Here is a 20,938-nt window from a genome sequence, read left to right on the forward strand (position 1 = left end):
ACCATGAAGCTTGATGTAAAAACACTTGAAGCAGCAGCGGCCGGCACGGTTGACGTGTCGGAGGCCATTTTCGGCCTCGAACCGCGCGCTGACATTCTTCACCGCGTCGTCCAGTGGCAGCTTGCAAAGCGCCAGCAGGGCACGCACCAGGCCAAGAGCCGCGGCGAAATCAACCGCACCACCAAGAAGCTGGGCAACCAGAAGGGCGGCGGTACGGCGCGTCACGGTTCGCGCAAGTCGGGTATTTTCGTCGGCGGCGGCAAGGCCTTTGGCCCGCGCTTCCGTTCGCACGAGACTGCTCTGAACAAGAAGATCCGTGCGCTTGGCCTGCGCCACGCCATTTCGTCCAAGGTGAAGACCTCGGAACTGATCATCCTGGACAAGGTTGATCTGAACGCTGGCAAGACCAAGGATGCCAAGGCTGCATTCGAGAAGCTGAACATCACCAACGCCCTCATCATTGACGGCGCAATTGTGAATGAAGGTTTCGCCAAGGCTGCCCGCGCCATCTGGAACATCGACGTGCTGCCAGTGCAGGGCATCAATGTTTATGACATTCTGCGCCGCAAGAACCTGGTTCTCACCAAGGCTGCGGTAGAAGCTCTGGAGGCTCGTTTCAAATGAGCAAGGAACACTATTATTCGATCATCAAGAGCCCTTCGATCACCGAAAAGGGCACGTTGATTGCTTCGACGAACACCCATGTGTTTGACGTGGCACGCCGCGCCACCAAGCCGCAGATCAAGGCCGCCATCGAAGGCCTGTTCGGCGTCAAGGTGAAGGCTGTGAACACGCTGGTCCGCAAGGGCAAGCTCAAGGTGTTCAAGGGCCGCCGCGCGCTGCTCTCCGACAGCAAGAAAGCTTATGTGACGCTCGTTGACGGCGAACGCCTCGACGTGACGACAGGACTGTAAGAACATGGCACTCAAAACATTTAACCCAACCAGCGCCGGCCGCCGCCACCTGATCCAGGTGGACCGCAGCCACCTGTTCAAGGGCAAGCCGGTCAAGGCACTGATCGAAGGCCAGCATGCTGCTGGTGGCCGTGGCAACACGGGCCGCATCACCTCGCGCCGCAAGGGCGGTGGCCACAAGACCGCTTACCGCCTGATCGATTTCAAGCGCACCAAGCATGACATGCCCGCCACGGTGGAACGTATCGAATATGATCCGAACCGCACTGGTTTTATCGCCCTGATCAAGTATCAGGACGAGACGCTGTCTTACATTCTCGCTCCGCAGCGCCTTGCAGTTGGTGACACCGTCATCTCCGGCAAGCTGGTTGACGTGAAGCCGGGCAATGCCATGGAAATCGGTTCGGTTCCGGTTGGCACGGTTGTGCACAACATTGAAACCAAGCCAGGTGCTGGCGGCTCGCTCGCCCGCGCTGCAGGCACTTACGCTCTCGTGGCTGGCCGTGATGGTGGCAATGTCATCATCCGTCTGAAGTCGGGCGAAACCCGCCTGGTTCCGGCCAATGGCATGGCTTCGGTTGGCGCTGTGTCCAACCAGGACCATATCAACGAAGTGATCGGCAAGGCCGGCCGTGCCCGCTGGAAAGGCGCTCGCCCTGTCTCGCGCGGTATCGCACGCAACCCGGTCGACCATCCGAACGGTGGCCGTACCAATGGTGGTAAGCACTGGGCAACGCCCTGGGGCAAGCCGACCAAGGGTTACAAGACCCGCGTGAACAAGAGAACATCAAAGATGATCGTGCGCTCGCGCCATGATCGCAAGAAGGCTCAATAACGATGACACGTTCAGTCTGGAAAGGCCCGTTTGTTGACGGGTATCTGTTGAAGAAGGCGGAGGCCGTACGTGGTCAGCGCAATCAGGCCATCAAGACCTGGTCGCGCCGCTCGACCATCTTGCCGCAGTTCATTGGCCTGACATTCCAGGTCCATAACGGCAACAAGTTCATCCCCGTGCACATTTCGGAAGAAATGGTGGGCCACAAGCTCGGTGAATTCGCACCGACGCGTACTTTCAAGGCTCACTCTGCTTCTGACAAGAAGGCGGCAGCGAAGTAATCATGAGCAAGCCCAAAACCCCACGCGCCCTGAAGCCGACTGAAGCGAAAGCGATCACCCGTTCGATCCGCATCAGCCCGCGCAAGCTGAATGAAGTGGCAACCGAAATCCGCGGCATGAAAGTTGCCAAGGCTCTCGCGCACCTCACTTTCTCGCGCCGCCGCATCGCCATCGACGTGAAGAAGACGCTGGAAAGCGCCATCGCCAACGCCGAGAACAACCACTCGCTCGACATCAACGATCTCGTTGTGGCCGAAGCCTGGGTTGGCAAGAACCTGGTGATGAAGCGCTGGTCGCCGGACTCCCGCGGCCGTGTTGGCCATCTGGCAAAATTCTTCAGTGAACTGACGATTATCGTCCGTCAAAATAGCAAAGAGGCCGCATAACATGGGTCAAAAGATCAATCCAATCGGCTTCCGCCTCGGCATCAACCGCACGTGGGATTCCCGCTGGTTCGCCAACAGCCGCGATTTCGGCAATATGCTTCATGAAGACGTGAAGATCCGCGCCTATCTCACCAAGGAATTGAAGCAGGCCGGCGTGTCGCGCGTGGTCATCGAACGCCCGCACAAGAAGTGCCGCGTGACGATCTATTCCGCCCGTCCGGGTGTGGTGATCGGCAAGAAGGGCGCCGACATTGAAAAGCTGAAGAACAAGGTCGCCACGATGACCGCTTCGGAAGTTCACCTCAACATCGTTGAAGTGCGCAAGCCGGAAATCGACGCTACGCTCGTTGCCGACAACATTGCCCAGCAGCTCGAACGCCGCGTGGCTTTCCGCCGTGCGATGAAGCGCGCCGTGCAATCGGCCCAGCGTCTCGGCGCTGAAGGCATCAAGATCACCTGCTCGGGCCGCCTCGGCGGTGCTGAAATCGCCCGTGTGGAATGGTACCGCGAAGGCCGCGTGCCGCTGCATACGCTGCGCGCCAATTTGGATTACGGTGTGGCCACGGCCCATACGGCTTACGGCACCAACGGCGTCAAGGTCTGGATCTTCAAGGGCGAAATCCTTGAGCATGATCCGATGGCCCAGGACCGCCTCGCCAATGAAGGCGGTGGCGACAGCCACCAGAATCGTCCGCCGCGCCGTGAGCGCGAGCCGGCCAACGCTTGATAGAGTATCGTCATGCTGCAACCTAAAAAGACAAAATACCGCAAGGCCCACAAGGGCCGCATTCATGGCAAGGCCACCAGCTGCAACACGCTGGACTTTGGTTCCTTCGGCCTCAAGGCCTTGGAGCCGGACCGTATTACGGCCCGCCAGATTGAAGCAGCCCGTCGTGCTCTTGCCCGTGGCATGAAGCGTGCCGGCCGCGTGTGGATCCGCATGTTCCCGGACGTGCCGGTTTCCAAGAAGCCTGCTGAAGTCCGCATGGGCTCCGGCAAGGGTTCTACCGAATATTGGGCCGCTCGTGTGAAGCCAGGCCGCGTGCTGTTCGAGGTTGACGGTGTGAGCCGTGAAATCGCTGAATCGTCGCTGGCTCTGGCCGCCGCCAAGCTGCCGATCAAGACGCGCTTTGTTGCGCGCCTGGGCGAATAAGGGGAGGGCTGACAGATGAAGTACGCCGACATCAAGGGCCTCTCGAATGAGCAGGTTAAAGAAGAAATCCTGAAGGCCAGGAAGGAAGCGCTGAACCTGCGTTTCCAGCGCGCTTCGGGTCAATTGGAAAAGCCTTCGCGTATCCGTGAATTGCGCCGTGATATTGCCCGTCTGAAGACGGCGCAATCAGCCGCCAAGAACGCGAAGTAGGAGAATAGAAAATGCCGAAACGCGTTTTGCAAGGTGTGGTAGTCTCGGACAAGAACGACAAGACCATTGTCGTGAAGGTGGAACGCCGCCTTCTGCATCCCGTCTTCAAAAAGACCGTGCGTCTTTCGAAGAAGTATCATGCCCATGACGAGAAGAACGAAGCCAAGACCGGCGAGATCGTTCGCATCGAAGAAACCAAGCCGTCATCGAAGCTGAAGCGCTGGGCGCTTGTCGGCAAAGTTGATCCGGCCAAAGCATAAGATTGGGATAGAACATGATTCAGCAAGAAACCAATCTCGAAGTGGCCGACAATTCCGGCGCGCGCCGCGTCCAGTGCATCAAGGTGCTGGGTGGCTCGAAGCGCCGTTATGCCACCATCGGTGACATCATCGTGGTTTCCGTCAAGGAAGCCATTCCGCGTGGCCGTGTGAAGAAGGGCTCAGTCATGAAGGCTGTTGTCGTTCGTCTCGCCAAGGACATTCGCCGCGCCGATGGCTCGTCGATCCGCTTTGACAAGAACGCCGCCGTGCTGATCAACGCCCAGGGCGAACCGGTCGGCACCCGTATCTTCGGACCGGTGCCCCGCGAACTGCGCGGCAAGAACCAGATGAAGATCATTTCGCTTGCTCCGGAGGTGCTGTAATGGCTGCCAAGATCAAGAAGGGCGATAAGGTTATCGTTCTTACAGGCAAGGACAAAGGCAAGACCGGCGACGTGATCCAGGTGATCCCGGCCGAGAACCGCGCCATCGTGTCCGGTATCAACATTGCCAAGCGTCACACCAAGACGCAGGGCGCCAATGAAGGCGGTATCATCTCGAAGCCGCTGCCAATACATATTTCCAATATCGCGTTGACCGATCCCAAGTCGGGCAAAGCCACGCGAGTTGGTTTTAAGACGCTTGACGGCGGCAAAAAAGCCCGCGTTGCCAAGCGCAGTGGAGAAGTGATCAATGGCTGAACAAGAACCAAAGGCTGCCAAGCAGCCTAAGGCACCGAAAGGCGCCAAGAAGGGCGAGTCCGCAGAAGCGACAGTGGCGAATGCCAATGCCGGCCTGCCGGAAGGCTATGTGGCGCGCCTGCAGAAGCATTACATCGACGTGGTGCGTCCTGAAATGCAGAAGCAGTTCAACTATGCCAACATCATGATGGTGCCGCGCATCACCAAGGTTGTCCTCAATATGGGCATCGGTGAAGCCACCCAGGATTCAAAGCTGGTGCAGGTTGCTGCCTCGGACTTGCAGAAGATCGCCGGCCAGAAGGTCGTGATCACCAAGTCCCGCAAGGCCATCGCACAGTTCAAGATCCGCGAAAACCTGCCGATCGGCGCCAAGGTCACGCTGCGCAAGACGCGCATGTATGAATTCCTCGACCGCCTGATCACCGTGGCTCTGCCGCGCGTGCGCGACTTCCGCGGTCTGACCGAGCGTTCGTTTGATGGCAATGGCAACTACGCCATGGGCATCAAGGAACATCTGATTTTCCCGGAAATCGATTACGACAAGATCGACCGCATCTGGGGCATGGACGTGGTGGTTTGCACCACAGCCAAGACCGACGAGGAAGCCCGGGCTCTCCTTGAAGCATTCAACTTCCCCTTCCGCCGCAGCGCCGCGCCGAAGAAGCAGGCTGCGTAAGCAAAGGATCCGATATGGCAAAGACCAGTTCAATCAACCGCAACGACAAGCGCCGCAAGATGTCGAAGCTTGCTGACGTGCGCCGCAAGAAGCTCAAGGCTCTCATCATGAAGAAAGAGACGCCGATGGATGAGCGTTTCGCCGCCGTGCTGAAGCTCGCTGAAATGCCGCGCAACTCGGCCAAGGTCCGCATCCGCAACCGTTGCGAGCTGACCGGCCGTCCGCGTGGTTTCTACCGCAAAGTGAAGCTGTCGCGTATCGCGCTGCGCGAAATGTCCAACTCGGGTCTGATCCCGGGCATGGTCAAGTCGAGCTGGTAAGGGAGGATCTGAAAGATGACAATCGTAAACGATCCGATCTCCGACATGCTCGCTCGCATCCGCAATGCGCAGATGCGTTCCAAGTCCAAGGTCGCCATTCCTCCGTCCAAGCTGCGTGAGCGTGTGCTCCAGGTTCTGGCCAATGAAGGTTACATCCGCGGCTTCGCCACTGTTGAGAAGGACGGCAAGTCCGAGATCGAAGTGGAATTGAAGTATTTCGACGGCGCGCCGGTCATCAAGGAGATGACCCGTGTGTCCAAGCCTGGCCGCCGCGTTTACGCGTCGGTTGACACTCTGCCATCCGTGTTCAACGGCCTTGGCATCTCGATCCTGTCTACGCCGAAGGGCGTGATGTCGGACTCGGATGCCCGCGCCCAGAATGTCGGCGGCGAAGTGCTCTGCACCGTATTCTGAGGTAAGCAATATGTCTCGTATTGGCAAAAAATCAGTTGTTGTTCCCGCCGGCGTTACCGCCAACGTGAACGGCCAGACCGTATCGGTCAAAGGCCCAAAGGGCGAACTCAAGGTCGTTCTGAACGAGCAAGTGCTCGTGAAGATGGAAGAGGGCGGCGTGAAGGTTGATCCGATCAACCAGAGCAAGATGGCCCGCTCGTCTTGGGGCATGTCGCGTACACTCGTTGCAAACCTGATGAAGGGTGTGACCGAGGGTTACTCGAAGTCGCTCGAAATCAACGGCGTGGGTTACCGCGCCGCGCTGAACGGCAAGGTTCTGCAGCTCAATCTTGGCTACAGCCATGATGTGAATTACGCAGTGCCAGCCGGCATCGAAATCAAGGTGCCGAAGCCCACGGAAATCGTGGTGTCGGGCATCGACAAGCAGAAAGTCGGCCAGGTGGCTGCCGAGATCCGCGAATACCGCGGCCCGGAACCCTACAAGGGCAAGGGCGTGAAGTATGCGGGTGAGTACATCCACCGCAAAGAAGGCAAGAAGAAGTAAGGAATCGGGAAAATGGCAACTGCAAAGAAAGCTATGGACCTGCGCAAGGTCCGCGTACGCAAGGTTCTCAAGGCCCGTGAAAACGGCCGTCCGCGTCTGTCGGTGTTCCGTTCTTCGAAGAACATCTCGGCTCAGATCATCGATGACGTGAAAGGCCACACGCTGGCTTCCGCCTCGACGCTGGAAAAGGCGTTCATCGACGGCAAGAAGACCGGCGCGAACAAGGACGCCGCAACCGCCATCGGCAAGCTCGTCGCTGAGCGCGCTGTGAAGGCCGGCGTCAAGGACGTGGTGTTTGACCGCGGTTCGTACATTTATCATGGCCGCGTCAAGGCGCTGGCTGAAGCGGCTCGCGAAGCCGGGCTCAAGTTCTAAGGATCGACACATGGCAAAAGAACGTTCAGAGCGCGGCAGGCGTGACGACAAGGGCGGTGAAGAGCGCGACAGCGAATTCATCGACAAGCTGGTGCATATCAACCGCGTCGCCAAGGTGGTGAAGGGTGGTAAGCGCTTCGGCTTTGCAGCTCTCGTCGTCGTCGGCGACCAGAAGGGCCGCGTTGGCTTTGGTCACGGCAAGGCACGCGAAGTGCCGGAAGCTGTGCGTAAGGCAACTGAAGCAGCCAAGCGTGGTTTGATCCGCGTGCCGCTGCGCGAAGGCCGCACTTTGCATCATGACATTGATGGCCGCTGGGGCGCTGGCAAGGTGACCTTGCGTACCGCTCCTCCCGGTACTGGCGTTATCGCCGGTGGCCCGATGCGCGCTGTATTTGAATCCGTGGGCATGGCTGACGTTGTAGCCAAGTCGCGTGGTTCGTCGAACCCCTACAACATGGTTCGTGCGACGTTTGACGCTTTGAAGAAGCAGGTGTCTCCGCGTTCCGTGGCTGCCCGCCGCGGCAAGAAGGTGTCGGAAGTTCTCAAGAACCGCACCAACGACGTTGTGGCTGACTAAGGAATATTGATCATGGCAAAAGCTGCAGCAAAAACCGTCAAGCTCGAACAGATCGCAAGTGCGAACCGCCGTCCGGCCATTCAGGAACAGACCCTGATCGGCCTGGGCCTTGGCCGTATCCGCAAGCAATCTGAACTGACCGATACGCCTGAAGTGCGCGGCATGATCCGCAAAGTCGCGCATCTCGTGCGCGTGGTTGAATAAGGATTACCTCGATGAGACTGAATCAAATCGCTGATAATGCCGGCGCCCGCCACGTCAAGAAGCGTGTGGGCCGCGGCATCGGTTCCGGCCTCGGCAAGACTGCCGGCCGCGGTGGCAAAGGCCAGACGGCTCGTAAGGGCGGCGCCAAAGCAGGTTTCGAAGGCGGCCAGATGCCGATCTATCGCCGCTTGCCCAAGCGCGGCTTCAACAAGCCGAATGTGGTTGAATATAATGAAGTTTCGCTGGCGCGCATTGCCGCTGCCGTCGAAGCCAAGAAGATCGACGCCAAGAGCCCGGTGACCAAGGAAAGCCTGCTGGCTTCCGGCGTCATCACCAAGCTGGCCAAGGGCGTTCGCCTGATCGGCTCGGCTGAGCTCAAGGCCGCTCTGAACTTTGAAGTGTTCTACGCCACCAAGGGTGCCATTGCTGCGGTTGAAAAGGCCGGCGGCAAGGTCAAGGTTCTGCGTCCTGAACCGGCCCCCAAGGTCGAGCACAAGGCCTAAGGTTGTTGAATCGGCGGGGCCCTCTTATATGAGGGCCTTGCGTTCAAAGGATAAGCACGATGGCATCAGCAGCTGAACAATTAGCAGCCAATATCAATTTCAGTTCGCTGACGAAGAATGAAGACCTTCAGCGTCGCATCTGGTTCACGCTGGGTGCTTTGCTGGTCTACCGCCTCGGCTCCTATATCCCCATTCCCGGTATTGATACCGCTGCCATTGCGCAGTTCACCCAGCAGAACGCCTCGGGCATTCTGGGCTGGATGAATGGCCTGGCAGGCGGCGCACTGGGCCGCATGGCCATTTTCGCGCTGAACATCATGCCGTACATTTCGGCCTCGATCATCATGCAGTTGATGACGACGGTTTCGCCCCAGCTTGAAGCGCTCAAGAAGGAAGGTGAATCTGGCCGCAAGAAGATCAATCAATATACCCGCTATGGCACGGTGATCCTTGCTGCCATGCAGGCCTATGGCATCGCCATCGGGCTTGAGGGCAGGGGCGGGCTGGTGCTCAATCCAGGTCCCTTCTTCATTGCCTCCACCGTGATCACGCTGACCGGCGGCACGGTGTTCCTGATGTGGCTGGGTGAGCAGATCACCGCACGCGGTATCGGCAACGGCACGTCACTCATCATTTTCTCCGGCATCGTGGCCAACCTGCCTGCGGGCGTTGCAGCCTTGCTGGAACTGGGCCGCAAGGGCCTGCTGTCACCCTTCGTGATCATGGGCATCCTGGTGCTGGCGATTGCGGTTGTGGCCTTCATTGTGTTCTTTGAACGCGCGCAGCGCCGCCTGCTGATCCAATATCCGAAGCGACAAGTGGGCATGCGCCTGACCCAGGCTGAAAGCTCGCATCTGCCGCTGAAGCTCAATACGTCAGGCGTTATCCCGCCGATCTTCGCATCCTCGCTGCTGTTGCTGCCACTGACTGTGGCTAACTTCTCGGCCGGCAAGGGCCCGGCTTGGTTCAACGAAATCGTCGCCATGCTCGGCCACGGCAAGCCGTTGTTCTTGATCATGTATGCGCTGCTGATCGTGTTCTTCTGCTTCTTCTACACCTCGATCATGTTCAACCCGAAGGAAACGGCCGACAATCTCAAGAAGTCCGGCGGCTTCATTCTGGGCATCCGCCCTGGTGATCAGACGGCTGAATATCTCGATCGTATTTTGACCCGCATCACGGTGATCGGTGCTGCCTATATCGTGGTGATCTGCCTGATCCCCGAAATGCTGGTGGGTTACTCAGGCATTCCGTTCTATTTCGGCGGCACGTCGCTGATGATCGTGGTTTCGGTGACGCTGGACACAGTGGCACAGATCCAGGGCCATCTGCTGACCCAGCAATATGAGCGCCTGATGAAGAAATCGACATTGCGGACTCGCGGCCGATGAACCTGATTTTGTTGGGGCCGCCAGGGGCGGGCAAGGGAACACAGGCGAAAATCCTCGAGGGCAAGTTTGGCTTCAAGCAGCTCTCGACCGGTGACATGCTGCGCGCTGCCATTGCAGCGGGCACCGAAACCGGCCTGAAGGCCAAGGCCATCATGGACCGCGGCGACCTCGTTTCTGACGACGTAGTGATCGGTATCGTATCCGACCGGCTGGATCAGCCTGACGTCAAGAAGGGTGCTGTGTTTGACGGTTTCCCGCGCACGCCGGCCCAGGCCGAGGCGCTGGACAAGCTCTTGGCCTCCAAGGGCCAGAAGCTCAATGCCGTAATTGAAATGAAGGTCGATGACGAGGCGCTGATTGAGCGTATCGCCGGCCGCTTCACCTGTGCCAAGTGCGGGCAGGGCTACCATGATAAATTTGCCCCGCCGAACACGGCCGGGGTTTGCGACGTATGCGGCTCTACCGAGTTCGTGCGCCGCCCAGATGATAATGCGAAGACGGTCCGTGACCGCCTTCAAGTTTACAACAAGCAGACGGCCCCCCTGGTGGATTATTACCGGGCCAAGGGCAATCTGCATGTGGTCGATGGCATGGCCGAAATTGCCCAGGTAACGAAGGCAATTGCGAGTCTTGTCGAGGCAGCAAAGGGTTAGGGTTTTTAAGGGCTTTCCGGGTTGACGGGGTAGTGATTCCCCTCTAAGGACGGCCCAATTCTGACCCAACAGTTGGCTGGCGAAGGGAGTATTCTCTCTTGGCACGGCCTTGTGTCTTTTAAATGAAGACACCGGAACAGGGTTTTGGTTTATAAGTCAGGGGCTGCAAGTCTCTGATTTGACAAGGAGAATAGAGTGGCCCGTATTGCAGGCGTAAATATCCCGACTGGCAAGCGCGTAGAAATCGCGCTGCGTTACATCAATGGCATTGGCCCGAACAACGCCAAGATCATTTGCAATGAAGTGAAGATTCCCGCTGCCAAGCGTGTGAACGAGCTTTCTGACGCCGAAGTGCTGGCCATCCGCGAAATCATCGACCGTGACTATACGGTGGAAGGTGATCTTCGCCGCGAAATCGCCGTCAATATCAAGCGTTTGACGGATCTGGGCTGCTACCGTGGCCTGCGTCACCGCAAGGGCCTTCCGGTCCGCGGCCAGCGCACCCACACCAATGCTCGCACCCGCAAGGGCCCGGCTAAGGCCATTCAAGGCAAGAAGAAGTAAGGATTACCTCATATGGCTAAAGAAGCTGCCCGCCCGCGCAAAAAAGAGCGCAAGAACGTTTCATCCGGCATGGTGCATGTGAATGCATCGTTCAACAACACGATGATCACCATCACCGACGTGCAGGGCAATACGATTGTCTGGTCGTCGGCTGGCAAGATGGGCTTCAAGGGCTCGCGCAAATCGACCCCTTACGCTGCCCAGATGGCCGGTGAGCAGGTTGCCCGCGCTGCCATCGAGCACGGCATGCGCACGGTTGAAGTGGAAGTGACGGGTCCGGGTTCGGGCCGTGAGTCAGCCCTTCGTGCCCTCCAGGCCGCTGGCCTGCAGGTCACCTCGATCCGCGACATCACGCCCATTCCGCACAATGGTTGCCGCCCGCCGAAGCGCCGCCGCGTCTAGCCATTCGCTGAAGGCGTGCCCGGCACGCCTTCGATTTGAAATTACCTGAGTTTGGAAGGTTCAAATCCTTCCGGAGGCCAAGGGAACATGAACATGCAAGTCAATCAGAAGAATTGGCAGGAATTGATCCGTCCGACGAAGATCGATATCCAGCCCGGAAAAGACAAACGCCGCGTCGCCACCGTTGTTGCAGAACCGCTGGAACGCGGCTTTGGCACCACTTTGGGCAATGCGCTGCGCCGCATCCTTCTGTCGTCGCTGCAGGGCGCTGCCGTCACCTCTATCCAGGTGGACGGCGTCCTGCATGAGTTCTCGTCGATTGCCGGCGTGCGCGAAGATGTGACGGACATGATCCTGAACATCAAGGAAATCGCTTTTGCGATGCATGCAGAAGGCCCGAAGCGCCTGACGCTGAAGAAGACCGGCCCTGGCATCGTCAAGGCTGGCGACATTCAGCAGAGCGCTGACGTGCAGGTTCTGAATCCTGAGCATGTGATCTGCTCGCTGGACCAAGGCGCTGAGCTGCGCGTTGAATTCACCATCAACAATGGCAAGGGCTATGTGGCCGCTGACCGCAATCGTGCGGAAGATGCGCCTATCGGCCTGATCCCGATCGACTCGATTTATTCGCCGGTGCGCCGCGTTTCGTACCGCGTCGAGAACACCCGCGAAGGCCAGATCCTCGATTATGATAAGCTGGTGATGACCGTTGAAACCAATGGTGCTGTGTCGCCGGAAGATGCGGTCGCCTATGCCGCCCGCATTCTGCAGGACCAGATCTCGGTCTTCATCAACTTCAGCGAGCCCCAGGCTCAGATCACTGAAGAAGTGCGCCATGAACTGCCGTTCAATGCTGCACTCCTCAAGAAGGTTGATGAGCTTGAGCTTTCTGTCCGCTCGGCCAACTGCCTGAAGAACGACAACATCGTTTATATCGGCGATCTGATCCAGAAGACCGAAGCCGAGATGCTGCGCACGCCGAATTTCGGCCGCAAGTCGCTCAACGAAATCAAGGAAGTTCTGGCACAGATGGGCCTGCATCTCGGCATGGAAGTGCCGAACTGGCCGCCGGAAAACATTGACGAGCTCGCCAAGAAGCTCGAAAGCCATTATTGAGATTTGAGAATTTAGGAGTCTATCATGCGTCACGGTTTTAAAGGCCGCCAACTCAACCGCACGTCCGAACATCGCCAGGCGATGTTTGCGAATATGTGCGCGTCGCTGATCAAGCATGAGCAGATCGTTACCACGCTGCCCAAGGCCAAGGACCTGCGTCCGATCATCGAAAAGCTGATCACGCTGGGCAAGAAGGGTTCGCTCCATGCGCGCCGTCAGGCCATCAGCCAGATGAAGGACGTCGATCAAACCAAGAAGCTGTTTGACGTGTTGGCCAAGCGTTACGCTGACCGCAAGGGCGGCTATACCCGCATCATGAAGGCTGGCTTTCGCCACGGCGATAACGCCGCCGTTGCCGTGATCGAATTCGTTGACCGCGACGTGACCGCCAAGGGCAAGGATTCAGGTCCGGTCCAGGCCAAGGCTGGTTCGGAAGAAACAGTGGCGGCCTAATTGGCTGCTTGAGACGAATTGAAGGGCCGGTTTCCCGGCCCTTTTTCTTTGCAGGCTTGCAGGACGGGGCGATCCCTCCTATTTAGCCTTCAAGTTTGAGAGAGATACCCATGCAAGCCCTTCTTCCCGTTCTTCTGGCCGTTCATCTGGTGATTGCCCTTTTTCTGATTGGGCTGGTCATGCTGCAGAAATCTGAAGGCGGGGCGCTCGGCATTGGCGGTGGCGGTGGCGGCAGTCTCTTCTCGTCGCGTGGCGTGGGCAGCGCCCTGACGCGCGCTACGGCTATCCTGGCCACGGCTTTCTTTTTGACCTCGATTGGCCTCACCATGCTGTCCAACCAGAAGGGTGGCTCGATTGTGGGCAATGTGCCGGTACAGTCTGCTCCTGCAACGGGCGGCGGCACCACGGCGCCGGCTGATACGGGTACGGGCGGTGGCTCGGCGATCCTGCCGCAGCTGGGTGGCGGCACGGCTCCCGCAGCACCTGCGGTTCCGACCGGACAGTAAACTCACGTTTTCCAATCTCGTTTTCGCGGCGTGAAACAGTTTGATGTTTCACGTCATTCCACAAAATTATGTGCCCATGACAATTCGGTGCTTCGAATCGCGTGGGCTGGTTGTTAGGGTGGACTCCCATGGCGCGATACATCTTCATTACCGGCGGCGTGGTTTCCTCACTTGGCAAAGGCTTGGCATCAGCAGCATTAGGCGCGCTGTTGCAGGCGCGTGGCTACAAAGTGCGGCTGCGCAAACTTGATCCCTATTTGAATGTCGATCCGGGCACGATGAGCCCCTATCAGCATGGCGAAGTCTTCGTCACTGATGATGGTGCGGAGACTGATCTCGATCTTGGTCACTATGAGCGCTTCACTGGCCGTCACGCCAACAAGCTCGACAACATCACCACCGGCAAGATTTACCAGGACATCATCACCAAGGAACGCCGCGGCGATTATCTGGGTGGCACCGTGCAAGTCATTCCTCATGTGACTGATGCGATCAAGGATTTCGTGCGCAACGGCAATGATGGTTTTGATTTTGTGCTCGTCGAAGTGGGCGGCACGGTAGGCGACATAGAGGGCTTGCCTTTCTTCGAAGCCATCCGCCAGTTCGGCCAGGAGAGCCCGCGCAACACCTGCCTGTTCCTGCATCTCACTTTGTTGCCTTACATTCCGACAGCCGGCGAGTTGAAGACCAAGCCGACGCAGCATTCGGTGAAAGAGCTGCGTTCCATCGGCATTCAGCCGGATATTCTTCTCTGCCGTGCTGACCGTGAAATTCCGGCGGGTGAGCGCAAGAAGATCGCACAATTCTGCAATGTGCGGCCCTCCGCCGTGATCCAGGCGTTGGACGTGGGCAATATCTATGATGTGCCGCGCGCCTATCATGCCGAGGGGCTTGATACGGAAGTGCTGGAGCATTTCGGCATCACGGATGCGAAGGCGCCGGAGCTTTCCAAGTGGGATGAAATCCAGTCGCGCATCACCCAGCCGGAAGGCGAAGTGAACATTGCGGTGGTGGGCAAATACACCGGGCTGCTCGATGCCTATAAGTCGCTGAAGGAAGCGCTGGTGCATGGCGGCATTGCCAACAAGGTGAAGGTCAATCTCGAATGGATCGAGAGCGAGATCTTCGAGAAGGAAGATGCGAGCGCGTATCTCGAAGGCGTGCACGGCATCATGGTGCCGGGCGGCTTTGGCGAGCGCGGCTCGGAAGGCAAGATCAAGGCGGCGGAATTTGCCCGCACGCGCAAGGTGCCGTATTTCGGCATCTGCTTTGGGATGCAGATGGCCTGCATCGAAGCGGCGCGCAATCTGTGCGGCATTGAAGATGCATCCTCGACCGAATTTGGTGACACCAAGGAACCGGTCGTCGGCACGATGACTGAGTGGATGAAGGGCAATGAGCTTGAAATCCGCAAGAAGGGCGGCGATCTCGGCGGCACCATGCGTCTCGGTGCATTCGAAGCCAGCCTCAAGGCCGGTAGCCGCATCGCCGGCATTTATGGCGACACGCGTATTTCCGAGCGCCACCGTCACCGTTATGAAGTGAACACTGCTTACCGCGCGCGGCTGGAAAAAGCCGGGCTCCTGTTCTCAGGCCTTTCGCCGGATGGCCTGCTGCCGGAGACGGTGGAATATGCCGATCATCCGTGGTTCATCGGCGTGCAATATCATCCCGAATTGAAGTCAAAGCCGTTCGAGCCGCACCCGCTGTTTGCCTCGTTTATCGGTGCAGCAGTGGTGCAGAGCCGCCTGGTCTGACGTGGAAGACAATCCGTTTCTCAAAGCCGCACTCGAAGCGCAGAAGCGTTACAAGAACCGCACGGGGCTGGAGACGCTGAAGGCCGTCATTGCCGAAGGACGCACCTATCCGTTTGGCGAATTGCTGAAGATGAAGCTGGTGGCCGTGGGTGATGGCTTCGCCGACATGGAAGCGCAACCTTCCTATGAATTCTACAATCCGGCGATGCGCCTGCATGGCGGCTATCTGGCTTCACTGCTGGATTCGGCGATGGGTTCGGCGGTGGTCAGCAAGCTACCGGCCGGGCAGGGGCTGGGCACGGTGCAGCTCAGCGTCAATTATGTGCGCAAGGTCGATGTAGAAAGCGGGCTTCTGCATGTGCACGCCACAGCCCTGCATTCCGGGCGCACCATGCTGACGGCTGAAGGCCAGCTCAAGGATGCCAAGGGCCGCCTCTGCGTGCATGCCACTGGCACGTTCCTGGTCTATCCGAAGTAGTTATTCCAGCGTCACATGCGGCTCGCGCTGTTGGCCGAGTTGGCGTTCGCGCAGGAAGATGTACAGGCCTGAGCCGATGATGAGTGCGGCACCTACCAGTGTGGTGACGTTCGGCAGATCACCCCAGATCAGGAAGCCATAGATGGTGGCCCAGATCAGCGAGGAATAGGCGAAGGGTGCCACCACCGAAGCGGGCGCGGCGGTGAACGCCTTAATGAGGCAGAGATGGCCGAGGCAACCGGCAAGGCCCGCCAGCATCAACAGGCCCCAGCCGGCAGGTGTGGGCCAGACCCAGCTGGAAAAGGGCAGCAGGATGGAAGTGAAAACAGCTCCCAGCGCTGCCGAATAGATCAGCGTGGTCAGCGGATCATCGGTGCGCAGGCGGCGCGTGACTGTTTGGTAGGAAGCATTGGTGAAGGCGGCGATCAACAGCAGGCCGATGCTGAAGAGGCTGGTGGTGCCCGACCATTCGCTGCCCGCAGTGACGACAAGGGCACCCAGAAAGCCTGCGCCAATGCTCAGCCAGCGCCGCCAGCCCACATGTTCGCGCAGCAGCAGGCTCGACATCATGGTGACGATGATGGGGGTGAGGAACATGATCACAGTGCCGGTGGGTAGGGGCACGCCCATGATGGCGGCATTGAAAACACCGGTGGTGATGGCCAGCAGGAGAGAGCGCAAAGCCTGCCATTGCGGCAAAGCGGTTTTCAGCAGCTGGGGCAGGCGCCTTCCGGCGATGATCACGGCGATCACTGTGGCGAAGAAAAACCGGCCCCAGTTCACTTCCATCAACGGGTAGAAGGCCAGCGTGTATTTCACGGTGGTGTCCAGCGTGATGAAGCACAGCATGGTGGCCAGCATCCAGAGGATGCCGCGGGTCTTGTTTTCGGTGGGAAGGGTCAAGGCGGGATTCTTTTTTGTGAGTATAGGCCCCTGAAACTGCTCCAGCAAACGCGCAGGCCGCAGGTCAGGGATGCATTCGTTAACTCAGCGTTAACCAGCATTAACGAAAACCTAATCACAATTCTCGGTGATTCAGGACCTTCGGAGACTTCGCTATGACGGCCATTCCCAAGCACCCGGCGGATGATGTGGCGGCAGCCCTTGCCCGCATCAACGGCATGCTGACCATGATTTCCGGCGTTTATGATCCGCAGAACAACACTTTCGTGACCGGCCTGGGTTTTGTCCATGAGTCCATTCAGGCGATGGAAATCCTGGTCACCCGGGCCACCGATGCGCTGGCGGCGATGTACCAGACCTGTGATTTGACCGTGGTGCGCGAAATCCCGCCCAAAAAGGCTCCAGCGGCCAAGCCGGAGGCCGCCAAGCCCGTTGAGGCGGTGGAACGGCCTCCAGCCCCCAAAGTCATGAGCGAATCTGCCAGGGCCTTCCAGGACGCGGCGCGCTATGCTGCCGAGGCCAAGGCCTATGTGCCGGCTCAGGAAGCGGCGCATCCCAGCTCTGCATTCGCACAAGATTACCAGCCCACGCATCCACCGGCTTCCCTGCAAGGGCCGGAGGAGGCTCATGGGGAAGCGGCACGGGCTTCGGCCCTGCCGCCCTCTGCCCATAACTACAAGGACCTTGCAAAGCCTGAGAGCTATATGAATGCCTTCGGCCCGGACCAGCAACCCGCTCGCCTGACCGAGCGGGTTGAAAAGACCCTCGCACCTCCAGCGCCGCAGCCGGCCCCCGTGCCAACGATGCGGCCTATTGCCGAACATGTGGCTGCTGCGCCGGTCTACAGCGAGAAGCGTGCCGAATCCTATGAGGAGTTGTTGCGCAAGATCACCATGGTGTCCGCGCAGGCGCATTCGGAAGGCAGGTCAGCTTCCATCGATGGTGCGCTGCTGCCGATCGTTGAGACGATCCGCCAGGACCTCGCCAAATTGCGCAACGTCGCCTGACGAAAATGCCCGCTTTCGCGGGCATGACGTAACTATGGGACGATGAATAGAACTACTTCGCGTAGCTCTTGTCCTCGGAATCCAGAATCGCCTTCATTTCACTGAAATGCGTCTTGAATTGTTCGCGGTCGGCGGCCCATTCCTGGGCAGTGTTTTCGGCCACCTTGTCGGTCATCACATGCAGCTTCTGGCCGGTCTGGTAGGCCAGGACCAGATTGCGGCAGGCGCGTTCGAGATAATAGGTCAGGTCAAAAGCCTCGGCGACACTCTCCGCGCAAATCAGAACGCCATGGTTGCCCATCATCATGATCTGCTTGTTGCCCATCTTGCGGGCGATACGGTCACCTTCCTCGTCGCTGTTGGCCATGCCGCCGTAATCCATGTCGAAGGCCACGCGGTTGAAGAAGCGCGCGGTGTTCTGGTCGATCGGCTTGATTTCAGGGTCAGCCAGTGAGGCGATGGCGGTGGCATAGGGTGGGTGCAGATGGATGATGCAGCGCGCCTGGGGAAGGGCCGCGTGCAGGCGGCCATGCAGGCTCCAGGCCGTCAGATCAGGAGCATCCGGCTTTTCCATTGCCGTTTTATCGTCAACATTGAGCTGCAGAAGGTCTTTCGCGCGGATTCGCGAAAAGTGCTTCCAGCGCGGGTTCATCAGGAAATTCTTGCCATCTCTCGAGGTGGCAAGGCTGAAATGGTTGGCCACGGCCTCGTGCCAATCGTATTTGGCGGCAAGCCTAAAAGCTGCCGCAAGATCAACACGCATTTGCCATTCGGCATTGCCATTGGTTGAATCAGACGCCTTCTTCGATTTTTTCGCCATGGCCTTTCCCTTCTTGCGGGGAATGTTATATGGAAAGCCGGAGAGAGGCAAAAGAAACTCTGGAGACGTAAGACTATGATCGGAAAAACTCTTCTTGCCGCTGTTATGGGCCTTGGTGTGGTTGCAGGTGCAGCCCACGCAGATGCCGCAAGTGGTGCAACGCCGTGGGGCAACTGGACGCTGAACGATGGCCGGGTGACGGTCAATGTTTTCCAGTGCCAGGGCACCAAGGTTTGCGCCAATGTGGTGCGCCTGCAGGAGCCGAATAATGCCGACGGCACCCCCAAGCTTGACCTCAAGAACAAGGATCCATCGCAGCGTTCGCGCCGTTTGATTGGCATGCCGGTGTTGACGGGCATGGAGCAGACGGGTTCCAACAGTTGGAAAGGTCAGATCTATTCGTCTGACGATGGTTCATATTATTCCGGCTATGCCAAGATGAATGGCGACAAGCTCAACGTCAAAGGCTGCTGGTTCGTGATCTGCCGGGATTTGAATTTCAACCGCAACAAATGAAATACCTGATCGCCATTCTGATGGTCTTTGCTTTGGCCGCTGCCCCTGTGGGCAGCGCCTTTGCTGTAGACCAGCTTTTGGCGGATTTGCCGTTCAAGAAAAAGCTGCAACTCGCCAAAGCGGGTGATGTCGAAGCCAAGATGGCGGTGGCGGAAGCCTATGAAAAGGGTGCTGGCACCAAGCTCTCGGCCTCCGAGGCCGCGCGCTGGTACCGCGAGGCGGCACTCAATGGCAATCTCGATGCGCAATACCGGCTGGCGCAACTTGTCATGCGCGGCGCGGCGGGCGTGAAAATTGACAAGGCCACTGGCATCAAGCTGATCGCGGCGGCGGCCCAGAAGGGGCATATGCTGTCAGAGAACCAGTATGGCGCGATCCTTGAAAACGGTGATGGCCTGCCAAAAGACGAGAAGCAGGCAGGGGTATGGTACCTCAAGGCCGCCGAGCAAGGCATGGCCGAAGCCCAGAACAATTACGGCGTGATGGTGCTGCGTGGCTTGGGTCGCGAGCGCAATTTGGATGAAGCCTTCAAATGGTTCACCAAGGCGGCTGATCAGAAATATGGTTGGGCGTTGAACAATCTGGGCGGCATGTATGAAAAAGGCTGGGGCACGACGGCCGACATGGCCAAGGCCGTGAGTTTATACAAACTGGCGGGTGAGCGCGGCGTTGGTGCAGGCCAGAAAAATTTTGAACGCTTGCAGGCCAAGCAGGGTTCTACCACCGGCTCGACGAGTGGCGTGGGCAATTAACCCTGCCTCGTTCTCAACCGAACTTTAACCACGCTGCTTGACCTAAACTTTACCCCGCGCCTGCAAAACTCCCAGTAGTTGTGTGGGAGACACTCATGGTCCAGTCGTGGTTGAAGCTTTGTGCCCTTGGCGGTCTTGGGTTGTTGCTCGCCGGTTGCTCGCATCATCGTGCATCTTCTTCAAATCATCATGGCTTTGCCAGTGCCAAGGCTGATCCCTTTGCCGGCAATGGCAGCGCTTATTACAAAGGCTCGGGCGCCATTCCCTTTGGTGGCGGCAAATATTTCGTCGGCAAACCCTATAGCGTAGCGGGCCGCTGGTTCACCCCCAAGGAACAGCCTGGTTATCAGCGCGAAGGCACAGCCTCCTGGTATGGCGAAGCCTTTCACCGCCGCAAGACTTCGAATGGCGAATATTTCGACATGAACACGTTTACCGCAGCACATGCCACCTTGCCGCTGCCGTCCTATGCGCTGGTCACCAATCTTGAAAACAACCGCCAGGTGGTTGTCCGCATCAATGACCGTGGGCCGTTTGTCGGCACGCGCGTGATTGATCTTTCGAAGCGTGCTGCTGATACTTTGGGCTACCGCAAGAAGGGCACGGCGCATGTGCGCGTCAAGCTGATCGGACCTGCGCCGAAGCAGGATTCCATGAGCCATATGGTGGCGATGAACAATGCGATGCGCAACGGCGCCTCGATGGGCCAGCTGGTGGCGATGTCCGGCGACACATCGGCCCGCGCCACGACCCAGGTAGCCAGCAATGACGACCCGCAGGATGGCGGTTCCTATTCGCAGCAGGCGATGAATGATCCGGCCACGCAGCAATATGGTGCTGACCCTTACGCCAGCGACCAGCAGGTGGCGATGGATGCGCCAAAGTCGCGGAAAAAGATTGTGCAACAGGTCGCGCAGGATTTCAATGGCACCGATGACCAGGGCAACCTGCAGCCGGCGGCATTTGCGGCACCGCCCGCACCAATGCGTTCCTATGTGGTGCGCGTGGCCGTGTTCCATGACCTTGCCAATGCCAAGACGGCATTCGAGCAGCTTTCGGATGCCGGCCCGACCCGCATCGTGAAAGCTGTGGGCGCCAATGGGCCGCTCTATCGCGTTGAAGTTGGCCCGCTGAACAGCAAGGCCGATGCTGATGCGGCGATGACTGCGGTGCAGGGCGCTGGCTATGAAGACGCCAAGGCGGTGGCCGCCGAGCCGCAGCAGATTTCGATGAACTAAGTTCAACTAGGAACTGACATGTGATGGCGC

The 20,938-nt window shown here is 58.5% G+C and carries 34 protein-coding genes; 32 read left to right on the plus strand and 2 right to left on the minus strand.

Translation table 11 applies throughout. The annotated features are described in order from the left end of the window. Window positions 1–3 precede the first annotated feature (3 nt). The 28 genes from rplD to F8B91_RS04280 all read left to right on the plus strand — a co-directional run bounded on the left by rplD (window position 4) and on the right by F8B91_RS04280 (window position 15,672). A complete protein-coding gene (rplD, locus tag F8B91_RS04145; RefSeq protein WP_196502436.1) occupies window positions 4–624 on the plus strand; it encodes a 50S ribosomal protein L4 in 621 nt (206 codons plus the stop codon). Beyond that, on the plus strand, window positions 621–914 hold the full coding sequence (locus F8B91_RS04150; RefSeq protein ID WP_196502437.1) for a 50S ribosomal protein L23: 294 nt from the start codon (window positions 621–623) through the stop codon (window positions 912–914). The genes rplD and F8B91_RS04150 overlap by 4 nt, the downstream gene beginning before the upstream one ends. Window positions 915–918: 4 nt before the next feature. Further along, the gene (rplB, locus tag F8B91_RS04155) at window positions 919–1,749 is read left to right on the plus strand and encodes a 50S ribosomal protein L2 (protein WP_196502438.1); all 831 of its coding nucleotides are present in this window, start codon (window positions 919–921) and stop codon (window positions 1,747–1,749) included. A 2-nt stretch (window positions 1,750–1,751) separates the two neighbouring features. Continuing rightward, window positions 1,752–2,030, plus strand: a complete 279-nt coding sequence (gene rpsS / locus F8B91_RS04160) for a 30S ribosomal protein S19 (RefSeq protein WP_196502439.1) — start codon at window positions 1,752–1,754, stop codon at window positions 2,028–2,030. A 2-nt stretch (window positions 2,031–2,032) separates the two neighbouring features. Beyond that, a complete protein-coding gene (gene rplV, locus F8B91_RS04165) occupies window positions 2,033–2,416 on the plus strand; it encodes a 50S ribosomal protein L22 (RefSeq protein WP_196502440.1) in 384 nt (127 codons plus the stop codon). A 1-nt stretch (window position 2,417) separates the two neighbouring features. Further along, the gene (rpsC, locus tag F8B91_RS04170; protein ID WP_196502441.1) at window positions 2,418–3,143 is read left to right on the plus strand and encodes a 30S ribosomal protein S3; all 726 of its coding nucleotides are present in this window, start codon (window positions 2,418–2,420) and stop codon (window positions 3,141–3,143) included. Window positions 3,144–3,155: 12 nt separating this feature from the next. After that, window positions 3,156–3,569: a 50S ribosomal protein L16 gene (gene rplP, locus F8B91_RS04175; protein WP_196502442.1), complete on the plus strand. Its 414-nt coding sequence runs from the start codon at window positions 3,156–3,158 to the stop codon at window positions 3,567–3,569. Between the two features lie 15 nt (window positions 3,570–3,584). Then, on the plus strand, window positions 3,585–3,779 hold the full coding sequence (gene rpmC / locus F8B91_RS04180; RefSeq protein ID WP_196502443.1) for a 50S ribosomal protein L29: 195 nt from the start codon (window positions 3,585–3,587) through the stop codon (window positions 3,777–3,779). An 11-nt stretch (window positions 3,780–3,790) separates the two neighbouring features. After that, the gene (rpsQ, locus tag F8B91_RS04185) at window positions 3,791–4,039 is read left to right on the plus strand and encodes a 30S ribosomal protein S17 (RefSeq protein ID WP_196502444.1); all 249 of its coding nucleotides are present in this window, start codon (window positions 3,791–3,793) and stop codon (window positions 4,037–4,039) included. A gap of 14 nt (window positions 4,040–4,053) precedes the next feature. Continuing rightward, window positions 4,054–4,422, plus strand: a complete 369-nt coding sequence (gene rplN / locus F8B91_RS04190) for a 50S ribosomal protein L14 (RefSeq protein WP_196502445.1) — start codon at window positions 4,054–4,056, stop codon at window positions 4,420–4,422. Continuing rightward, the gene (rplX, locus tag F8B91_RS04195) at window positions 4,422–4,739 is read left to right on the plus strand and encodes a 50S ribosomal protein L24 (RefSeq protein ID WP_196502446.1); all 318 of its coding nucleotides are present in this window, start codon (window positions 4,422–4,424) and stop codon (window positions 4,737–4,739) included. Before rplN ends, rplX begins: the two co-directional genes overlap by 1 nt. Next, on the plus strand, window positions 4,732–5,415 hold the full coding sequence (rplE, locus tag F8B91_RS04200) for a 50S ribosomal protein L5 (RefSeq protein WP_196502447.1): 684 nt from the start codon (window positions 4,732–4,734) through the stop codon (window positions 5,413–5,415). Before rplX ends, rplE begins: the two co-directional genes overlap by 8 nt. A 14-nt stretch (window positions 5,416–5,429) precedes the next feature. Next, window positions 5,430–5,735 carry a 30S ribosomal protein S14 gene (rpsN, locus tag F8B91_RS04205; RefSeq protein ID WP_196502448.1) on the plus strand — a complete coding sequence of 102 codons (306 nt, stop codon included), beginning with the start codon at window positions 5,430–5,432 and terminating at the stop codon, window positions 5,733–5,735. 15 nt (window positions 5,736–5,750) lie between these two features. After that, window positions 5,751–6,149 carry a 30S ribosomal protein S8 gene (gene rpsH / locus F8B91_RS04210; protein ID WP_196502449.1) on the plus strand — a complete coding sequence of 133 codons (399 nt, stop codon included), beginning with the start codon at window positions 5,751–5,753 and terminating at the stop codon, window positions 6,147–6,149. 10 nt (window positions 6,150–6,159) lie between these two features. Beyond that, entirely contained in the window at window positions 6,160–6,693 is a 534-nt protein-coding gene (rplF, locus tag F8B91_RS04215) for a 50S ribosomal protein L6 (RefSeq protein WP_196502450.1), read from the plus strand. A gap of 12 nt (window positions 6,694–6,705) precedes the next feature. Further along, window positions 6,706–7,068, plus strand: a complete 363-nt coding sequence (gene rplR / locus F8B91_RS04220; protein ID WP_196502451.1) for a 50S ribosomal protein L18 — start codon at window positions 6,706–6,708, stop codon at window positions 7,066–7,068. A gap of 10 nt (window positions 7,069–7,078) precedes the next feature. Then, entirely contained in the window at window positions 7,079–7,645 is a 567-nt protein-coding gene (rpsE, locus tag F8B91_RS04225; protein ID WP_196502452.1) for a 30S ribosomal protein S5, read from the plus strand. Window positions 7,646–7,657: 12 nt separating this feature from the next. Further along, a complete protein-coding gene (gene rpmD, locus F8B91_RS04230; RefSeq protein ID WP_196502453.1) occupies window positions 7,658–7,849 on the plus strand; it encodes a 50S ribosomal protein L30 in 192 nt (63 codons plus the stop codon). Between the two features lie 11 nt (window positions 7,850–7,860). After that, window positions 7,861–8,352: a 50S ribosomal protein L15 gene (gene rplO, locus F8B91_RS04235; RefSeq protein ID WP_196502454.1), complete on the plus strand. Its 492-nt coding sequence runs from the start codon at window positions 7,861–7,863 to the stop codon at window positions 8,350–8,352. A 59-nt stretch (window positions 8,353–8,411) separates the two neighbouring features. Further along, window positions 8,412–9,743 carry a preprotein translocase subunit SecY gene (secY, locus tag F8B91_RS04240; RefSeq protein WP_196502455.1) on the plus strand — a complete coding sequence of 444 codons (1,332 nt, stop codon included), beginning with the start codon at window positions 8,412–8,414 and terminating at the stop codon, window positions 9,741–9,743. Then, entirely contained in the window at window positions 9,740–10,396 is a 657-nt protein-coding gene (locus F8B91_RS04245; RefSeq protein WP_196502456.1) for an adenylate kinase, read from the plus strand. The genes secY and F8B91_RS04245 overlap by 4 nt, the downstream gene beginning before the upstream one ends. A 195-nt stretch (window positions 10,397–10,591) precedes the next feature. After that, entirely contained in the window at window positions 10,592–10,960 is a 369-nt protein-coding gene (gene rpsM / locus F8B91_RS04250; RefSeq protein WP_196502457.1) for a 30S ribosomal protein S13, read from the plus strand. A gap of 12 nt (window positions 10,961–10,972) precedes the next feature. Then, window positions 10,973–11,362, plus strand: coding sequence for a 30S ribosomal protein S11 (gene rpsK / locus F8B91_RS04255; protein WP_196502458.1), 390 nt, complete (start codon window positions 10,973–10,975; stop codon window positions 11,360–11,362). 87 nt (window positions 11,363–11,449) lie between these two features. Beyond that, a complete protein-coding gene (locus F8B91_RS04260; protein ID WP_246714956.1) occupies window positions 11,450–12,478 on the plus strand; it encodes a DNA-directed RNA polymerase subunit alpha in 1,029 nt (342 codons plus the stop codon). Between the two features lie 24 nt (window positions 12,479–12,502). Beyond that, window positions 12,503–12,931 carry a 50S ribosomal protein L17 gene (rplQ, locus tag F8B91_RS04265; RefSeq protein ID WP_196502459.1) on the plus strand — a complete coding sequence of 143 codons (429 nt, stop codon included), beginning with the start codon at window positions 12,503–12,505 and terminating at the stop codon, window positions 12,929–12,931. Between the two features lie 110 nt (window positions 12,932–13,041). After that, window positions 13,042–13,437: a preprotein translocase subunit SecG gene (gene secG, locus F8B91_RS04270; protein ID WP_196502460.1), complete on the plus strand. Its 396-nt coding sequence runs from the start codon at window positions 13,042–13,044 to the stop codon at window positions 13,435–13,437. A gap of 128 nt (window positions 13,438–13,565) precedes the next feature. After that, window positions 13,566–15,194 (plus strand): CTP synthase, encoded by a 1,629-nt coding sequence (locus F8B91_RS04275; protein WP_196502461.1) that lies wholly within the window; start codon window positions 13,566–13,568, stop codon window positions 15,192–15,194. Between the two features lies 1 nt (window position 15,195). Next, window positions 15,196–15,672, plus strand: coding sequence for a hotdog fold thioesterase (locus F8B91_RS04280; RefSeq protein ID WP_196502462.1), 477 nt, complete (start codon window positions 15,196–15,198; stop codon window positions 15,670–15,672). Here F8B91_RS04280 and F8B91_RS04285 read toward each other — a convergent pair whose 3' ends face one another. Next, on the minus strand, window positions 15,673–16,575 hold the full coding sequence (locus F8B91_RS04285) for a DMT family transporter (protein ID WP_196502463.1): 903 nt from the start codon (window positions 16,573–16,575) through the stop codon (window positions 15,673–15,675). A 155-nt stretch (window positions 16,576–16,730) separates the two neighbouring features. Here F8B91_RS04285 and F8B91_RS04290 point away from each other — a divergent pair, with 155 nt between their 5' ends. Then, window positions 16,731–17,582, plus strand: coding sequence for a hypothetical protein (locus tag F8B91_RS04290; protein ID WP_196502464.1), 852 nt, complete (start codon window positions 16,731–16,733; stop codon window positions 17,580–17,582). A gap of 52 nt (window positions 17,583–17,634) precedes the next feature. Here the strand turns inward: F8B91_RS04290 and F8B91_RS04295 are convergent, their stop codons facing one another. Then, window positions 17,635–18,402, minus strand: a complete 768-nt coding sequence (locus F8B91_RS04295; RefSeq protein WP_196502465.1) for a class II aldolase/adducin family protein — start codon at window positions 18,400–18,402, stop codon at window positions 17,635–17,637. A gap of 75 nt (window positions 18,403–18,477) precedes the next feature. Here F8B91_RS04295 and F8B91_RS04300 point away from each other — a divergent pair, with 75 nt between their 5' ends. The 3 genes from F8B91_RS04300 to F8B91_RS04310 all read left to right on the plus strand — a co-directional run bounded on the left by F8B91_RS04300 (window position 18,478) and on the right by F8B91_RS04310 (window position 20,908). Next, a complete protein-coding gene (locus F8B91_RS04300) occupies window positions 18,478–18,918 on the plus strand; it encodes a DUF2147 domain-containing protein (RefSeq protein WP_196502466.1) in 441 nt (146 codons plus the stop codon). Then, window positions 18,915–19,670, plus strand: a complete 756-nt coding sequence (locus tag F8B91_RS04305) for a tetratricopeptide repeat protein (RefSeq protein WP_196502467.1) — start codon at window positions 18,915–18,917, stop codon at window positions 19,668–19,670. The genes F8B91_RS04300 and F8B91_RS04305 overlap by 4 nt, the downstream gene beginning before the upstream one ends. Before the next feature lie 95 nt (window positions 19,671–19,765). Further along, a complete protein-coding gene (locus F8B91_RS04310) occupies window positions 19,766–20,908 on the plus strand; it encodes a septal ring lytic transglycosylase RlpA family protein (RefSeq protein WP_196502468.1) in 1,143 nt (380 codons plus the stop codon). Window positions 20,909–20,938: the final 30 nt, after the last annotated feature.

This window comes from Aestuariivirga litoralis, from assembly GCF_015714715.1.
GTDB classification, from domain to species: domain Bacteria; phylum Pseudomonadota; class Alphaproteobacteria; order Rhizobiales; family Aestuariivirgaceae; genus Aestuariivirga; species Aestuariivirga litoralis_A.

Excerpts from the sequence above, each read along its gene's own strand:
- F8B91_RS04275 (WP_196502461.1), top strand. The coding sequence starts at position 13,566 with ATGGCGCGATACATCTTCATTACCGGCGGCGTGGTTTCCTCACTTGGC.
- rplR (WP_196502451.1), top strand. The coding sequence starts at position 6,706 with ATGGCAACTGCAAAGAAAGCTATGGACCTGCGCAAGGTCCGCGTACGC.
- rplF (WP_196502450.1), top strand. The coding sequence starts at position 6,160 with ATGTCTCGTATTGGCAAAAAATCAGTTGTTGTTCCCGCCGGCGTTACC.
- F8B91_RS04295 (WP_196502465.1), bottom strand. The coding sequence starts at position 18,402 with ATGGCGAAAAAATCGAAGAAGGCGTCTGATTCAACCAATGGCAATGCC.
- F8B91_RS04150 (WP_196502437.1), top strand. The coding sequence starts at position 621 with ATGAGCAAGGAACACTATTATTCGATCATCAAGAGCCCTTCGATCACC.
- rplB (WP_196502438.1), top strand. The coding sequence starts at position 919 with ATGGCACTCAAAACATTTAACCCAACCAGCGCCGGCCGCCGCCACCTG.
- rpsS (WP_196502439.1), top strand. The coding sequence starts at position 1,752 with ATGACACGTTCAGTCTGGAAAGGCCCGTTTGTTGACGGGTATCTGTTG.
- F8B91_RS04290 (WP_196502464.1), top strand. The coding sequence starts at position 16,731 with ATGACGGCCATTCCCAAGCACCCGGCGGATGATGTGGCGGCAGCCCTT.
- rplV (WP_196502440.1), top strand. The coding sequence starts at position 2,033 with ATGAGCAAGCCCAAAACCCCACGCGCCCTGAAGCCGACTGAAGCGAAA.
- F8B91_RS04245 (WP_196502456.1), top strand. The coding sequence starts at position 9,740 with ATGAACCTGATTTTGTTGGGGCCGCCAGGGGCGGGCAAGGGAACACAG.
- rpsN (WP_196502448.1), top strand. The coding sequence starts at position 5,430 with ATGGCAAAGACCAGTTCAATCAACCGCAACGACAAGCGCCGCAAGATG.
- rpmD (WP_196502453.1), top strand. The coding sequence starts at position 7,658 with ATGGCAAAAGCTGCAGCAAAAACCGTCAAGCTCGAACAGATCGCAAGT.
- rpsC (WP_196502441.1), top strand. The coding sequence starts at position 2,418 with ATGGGTCAAAAGATCAATCCAATCGGCTTCCGCCTCGGCATCAACCGC.
- rplO (WP_196502454.1), top strand. The coding sequence starts at position 7,861 with ATGAGACTGAATCAAATCGCTGATAATGCCGGCGCCCGCCACGTCAAG.
- rplX (WP_196502446.1), top strand. The coding sequence starts at position 4,422 with ATGGCTGCCAAGATCAAGAAGGGCGATAAGGTTATCGTTCTTACAGGC.
- rpsQ (WP_196502444.1), top strand. The coding sequence starts at position 3,791 with ATGCCGAAACGCGTTTTGCAAGGTGTGGTAGTCTCGGACAAGAACGAC.
- secG (WP_196502460.1), top strand. The coding sequence starts at position 13,042 with ATGCAAGCCCTTCTTCCCGTTCTTCTGGCCGTTCATCTGGTGATTGCC.
- F8B91_RS04260 (WP_246714956.1), top strand. The coding sequence starts at position 11,450 with ATGAACATGCAAGTCAATCAGAAGAATTGGCAGGAATTGATCCGTCCG.
- rpsE (WP_196502452.1), top strand. The coding sequence starts at position 7,079 with ATGGCAAAAGAACGTTCAGAGCGCGGCAGGCGTGACGACAAGGGCGGT.
- rplN (WP_196502445.1), top strand. The coding sequence starts at position 4,054 with ATGATTCAGCAAGAAACCAATCTCGAAGTGGCCGACAATTCCGGCGCG.
- F8B91_RS04305 (WP_196502467.1), top strand. The coding sequence starts at position 18,915 with ATGAAATACCTGATCGCCATTCTGATGGTCTTTGCTTTGGCCGCTGCC.
- F8B91_RS04310 (WP_196502468.1), top strand. The coding sequence starts at position 19,766 with ATGGTCCAGTCGTGGTTGAAGCTTTGTGCCCTTGGCGGTCTTGGGTTG.
- secY (WP_196502455.1), top strand. The coding sequence starts at position 8,412 with ATGGCATCAGCAGCTGAACAATTAGCAGCCAATATCAATTTCAGTTCG.
- rplQ (WP_196502459.1), top strand. The coding sequence starts at position 12,503 with ATGCGTCACGGTTTTAAAGGCCGCCAACTCAACCGCACGTCCGAACAT.
- rplE (WP_196502447.1), top strand. The coding sequence starts at position 4,732 with ATGGCTGAACAAGAACCAAAGGCTGCCAAGCAGCCTAAGGCACCGAAA.
- F8B91_RS04300 (WP_196502466.1), top strand. The coding sequence starts at position 18,478 with ATGATCGGAAAAACTCTTCTTGCCGCTGTTATGGGCCTTGGTGTGGTT.
- rpmC (WP_196502443.1), top strand. The coding sequence starts at position 3,585 with ATGAAGTACGCCGACATCAAGGGCCTCTCGAATGAGCAGGTTAAAGAA.
- rplP (WP_196502442.1), top strand. The coding sequence starts at position 3,156 with ATGCTGCAACCTAAAAAGACAAAATACCGCAAGGCCCACAAGGGCCGC.
- rplD (WP_196502436.1), top strand. The coding sequence starts at position 4 with ATGAAGCTTGATGTAAAAACACTTGAAGCAGCAGCGGCCGGCACGGTT.
- rpsK (WP_196502458.1), top strand. The coding sequence starts at position 10,973 with ATGGCTAAAGAAGCTGCCCGCCCGCGCAAAAAAGAGCGCAAGAACGTT.
- rpsH (WP_196502449.1), top strand. The coding sequence starts at position 5,751 with ATGACAATCGTAAACGATCCGATCTCCGACATGCTCGCTCGCATCCGC.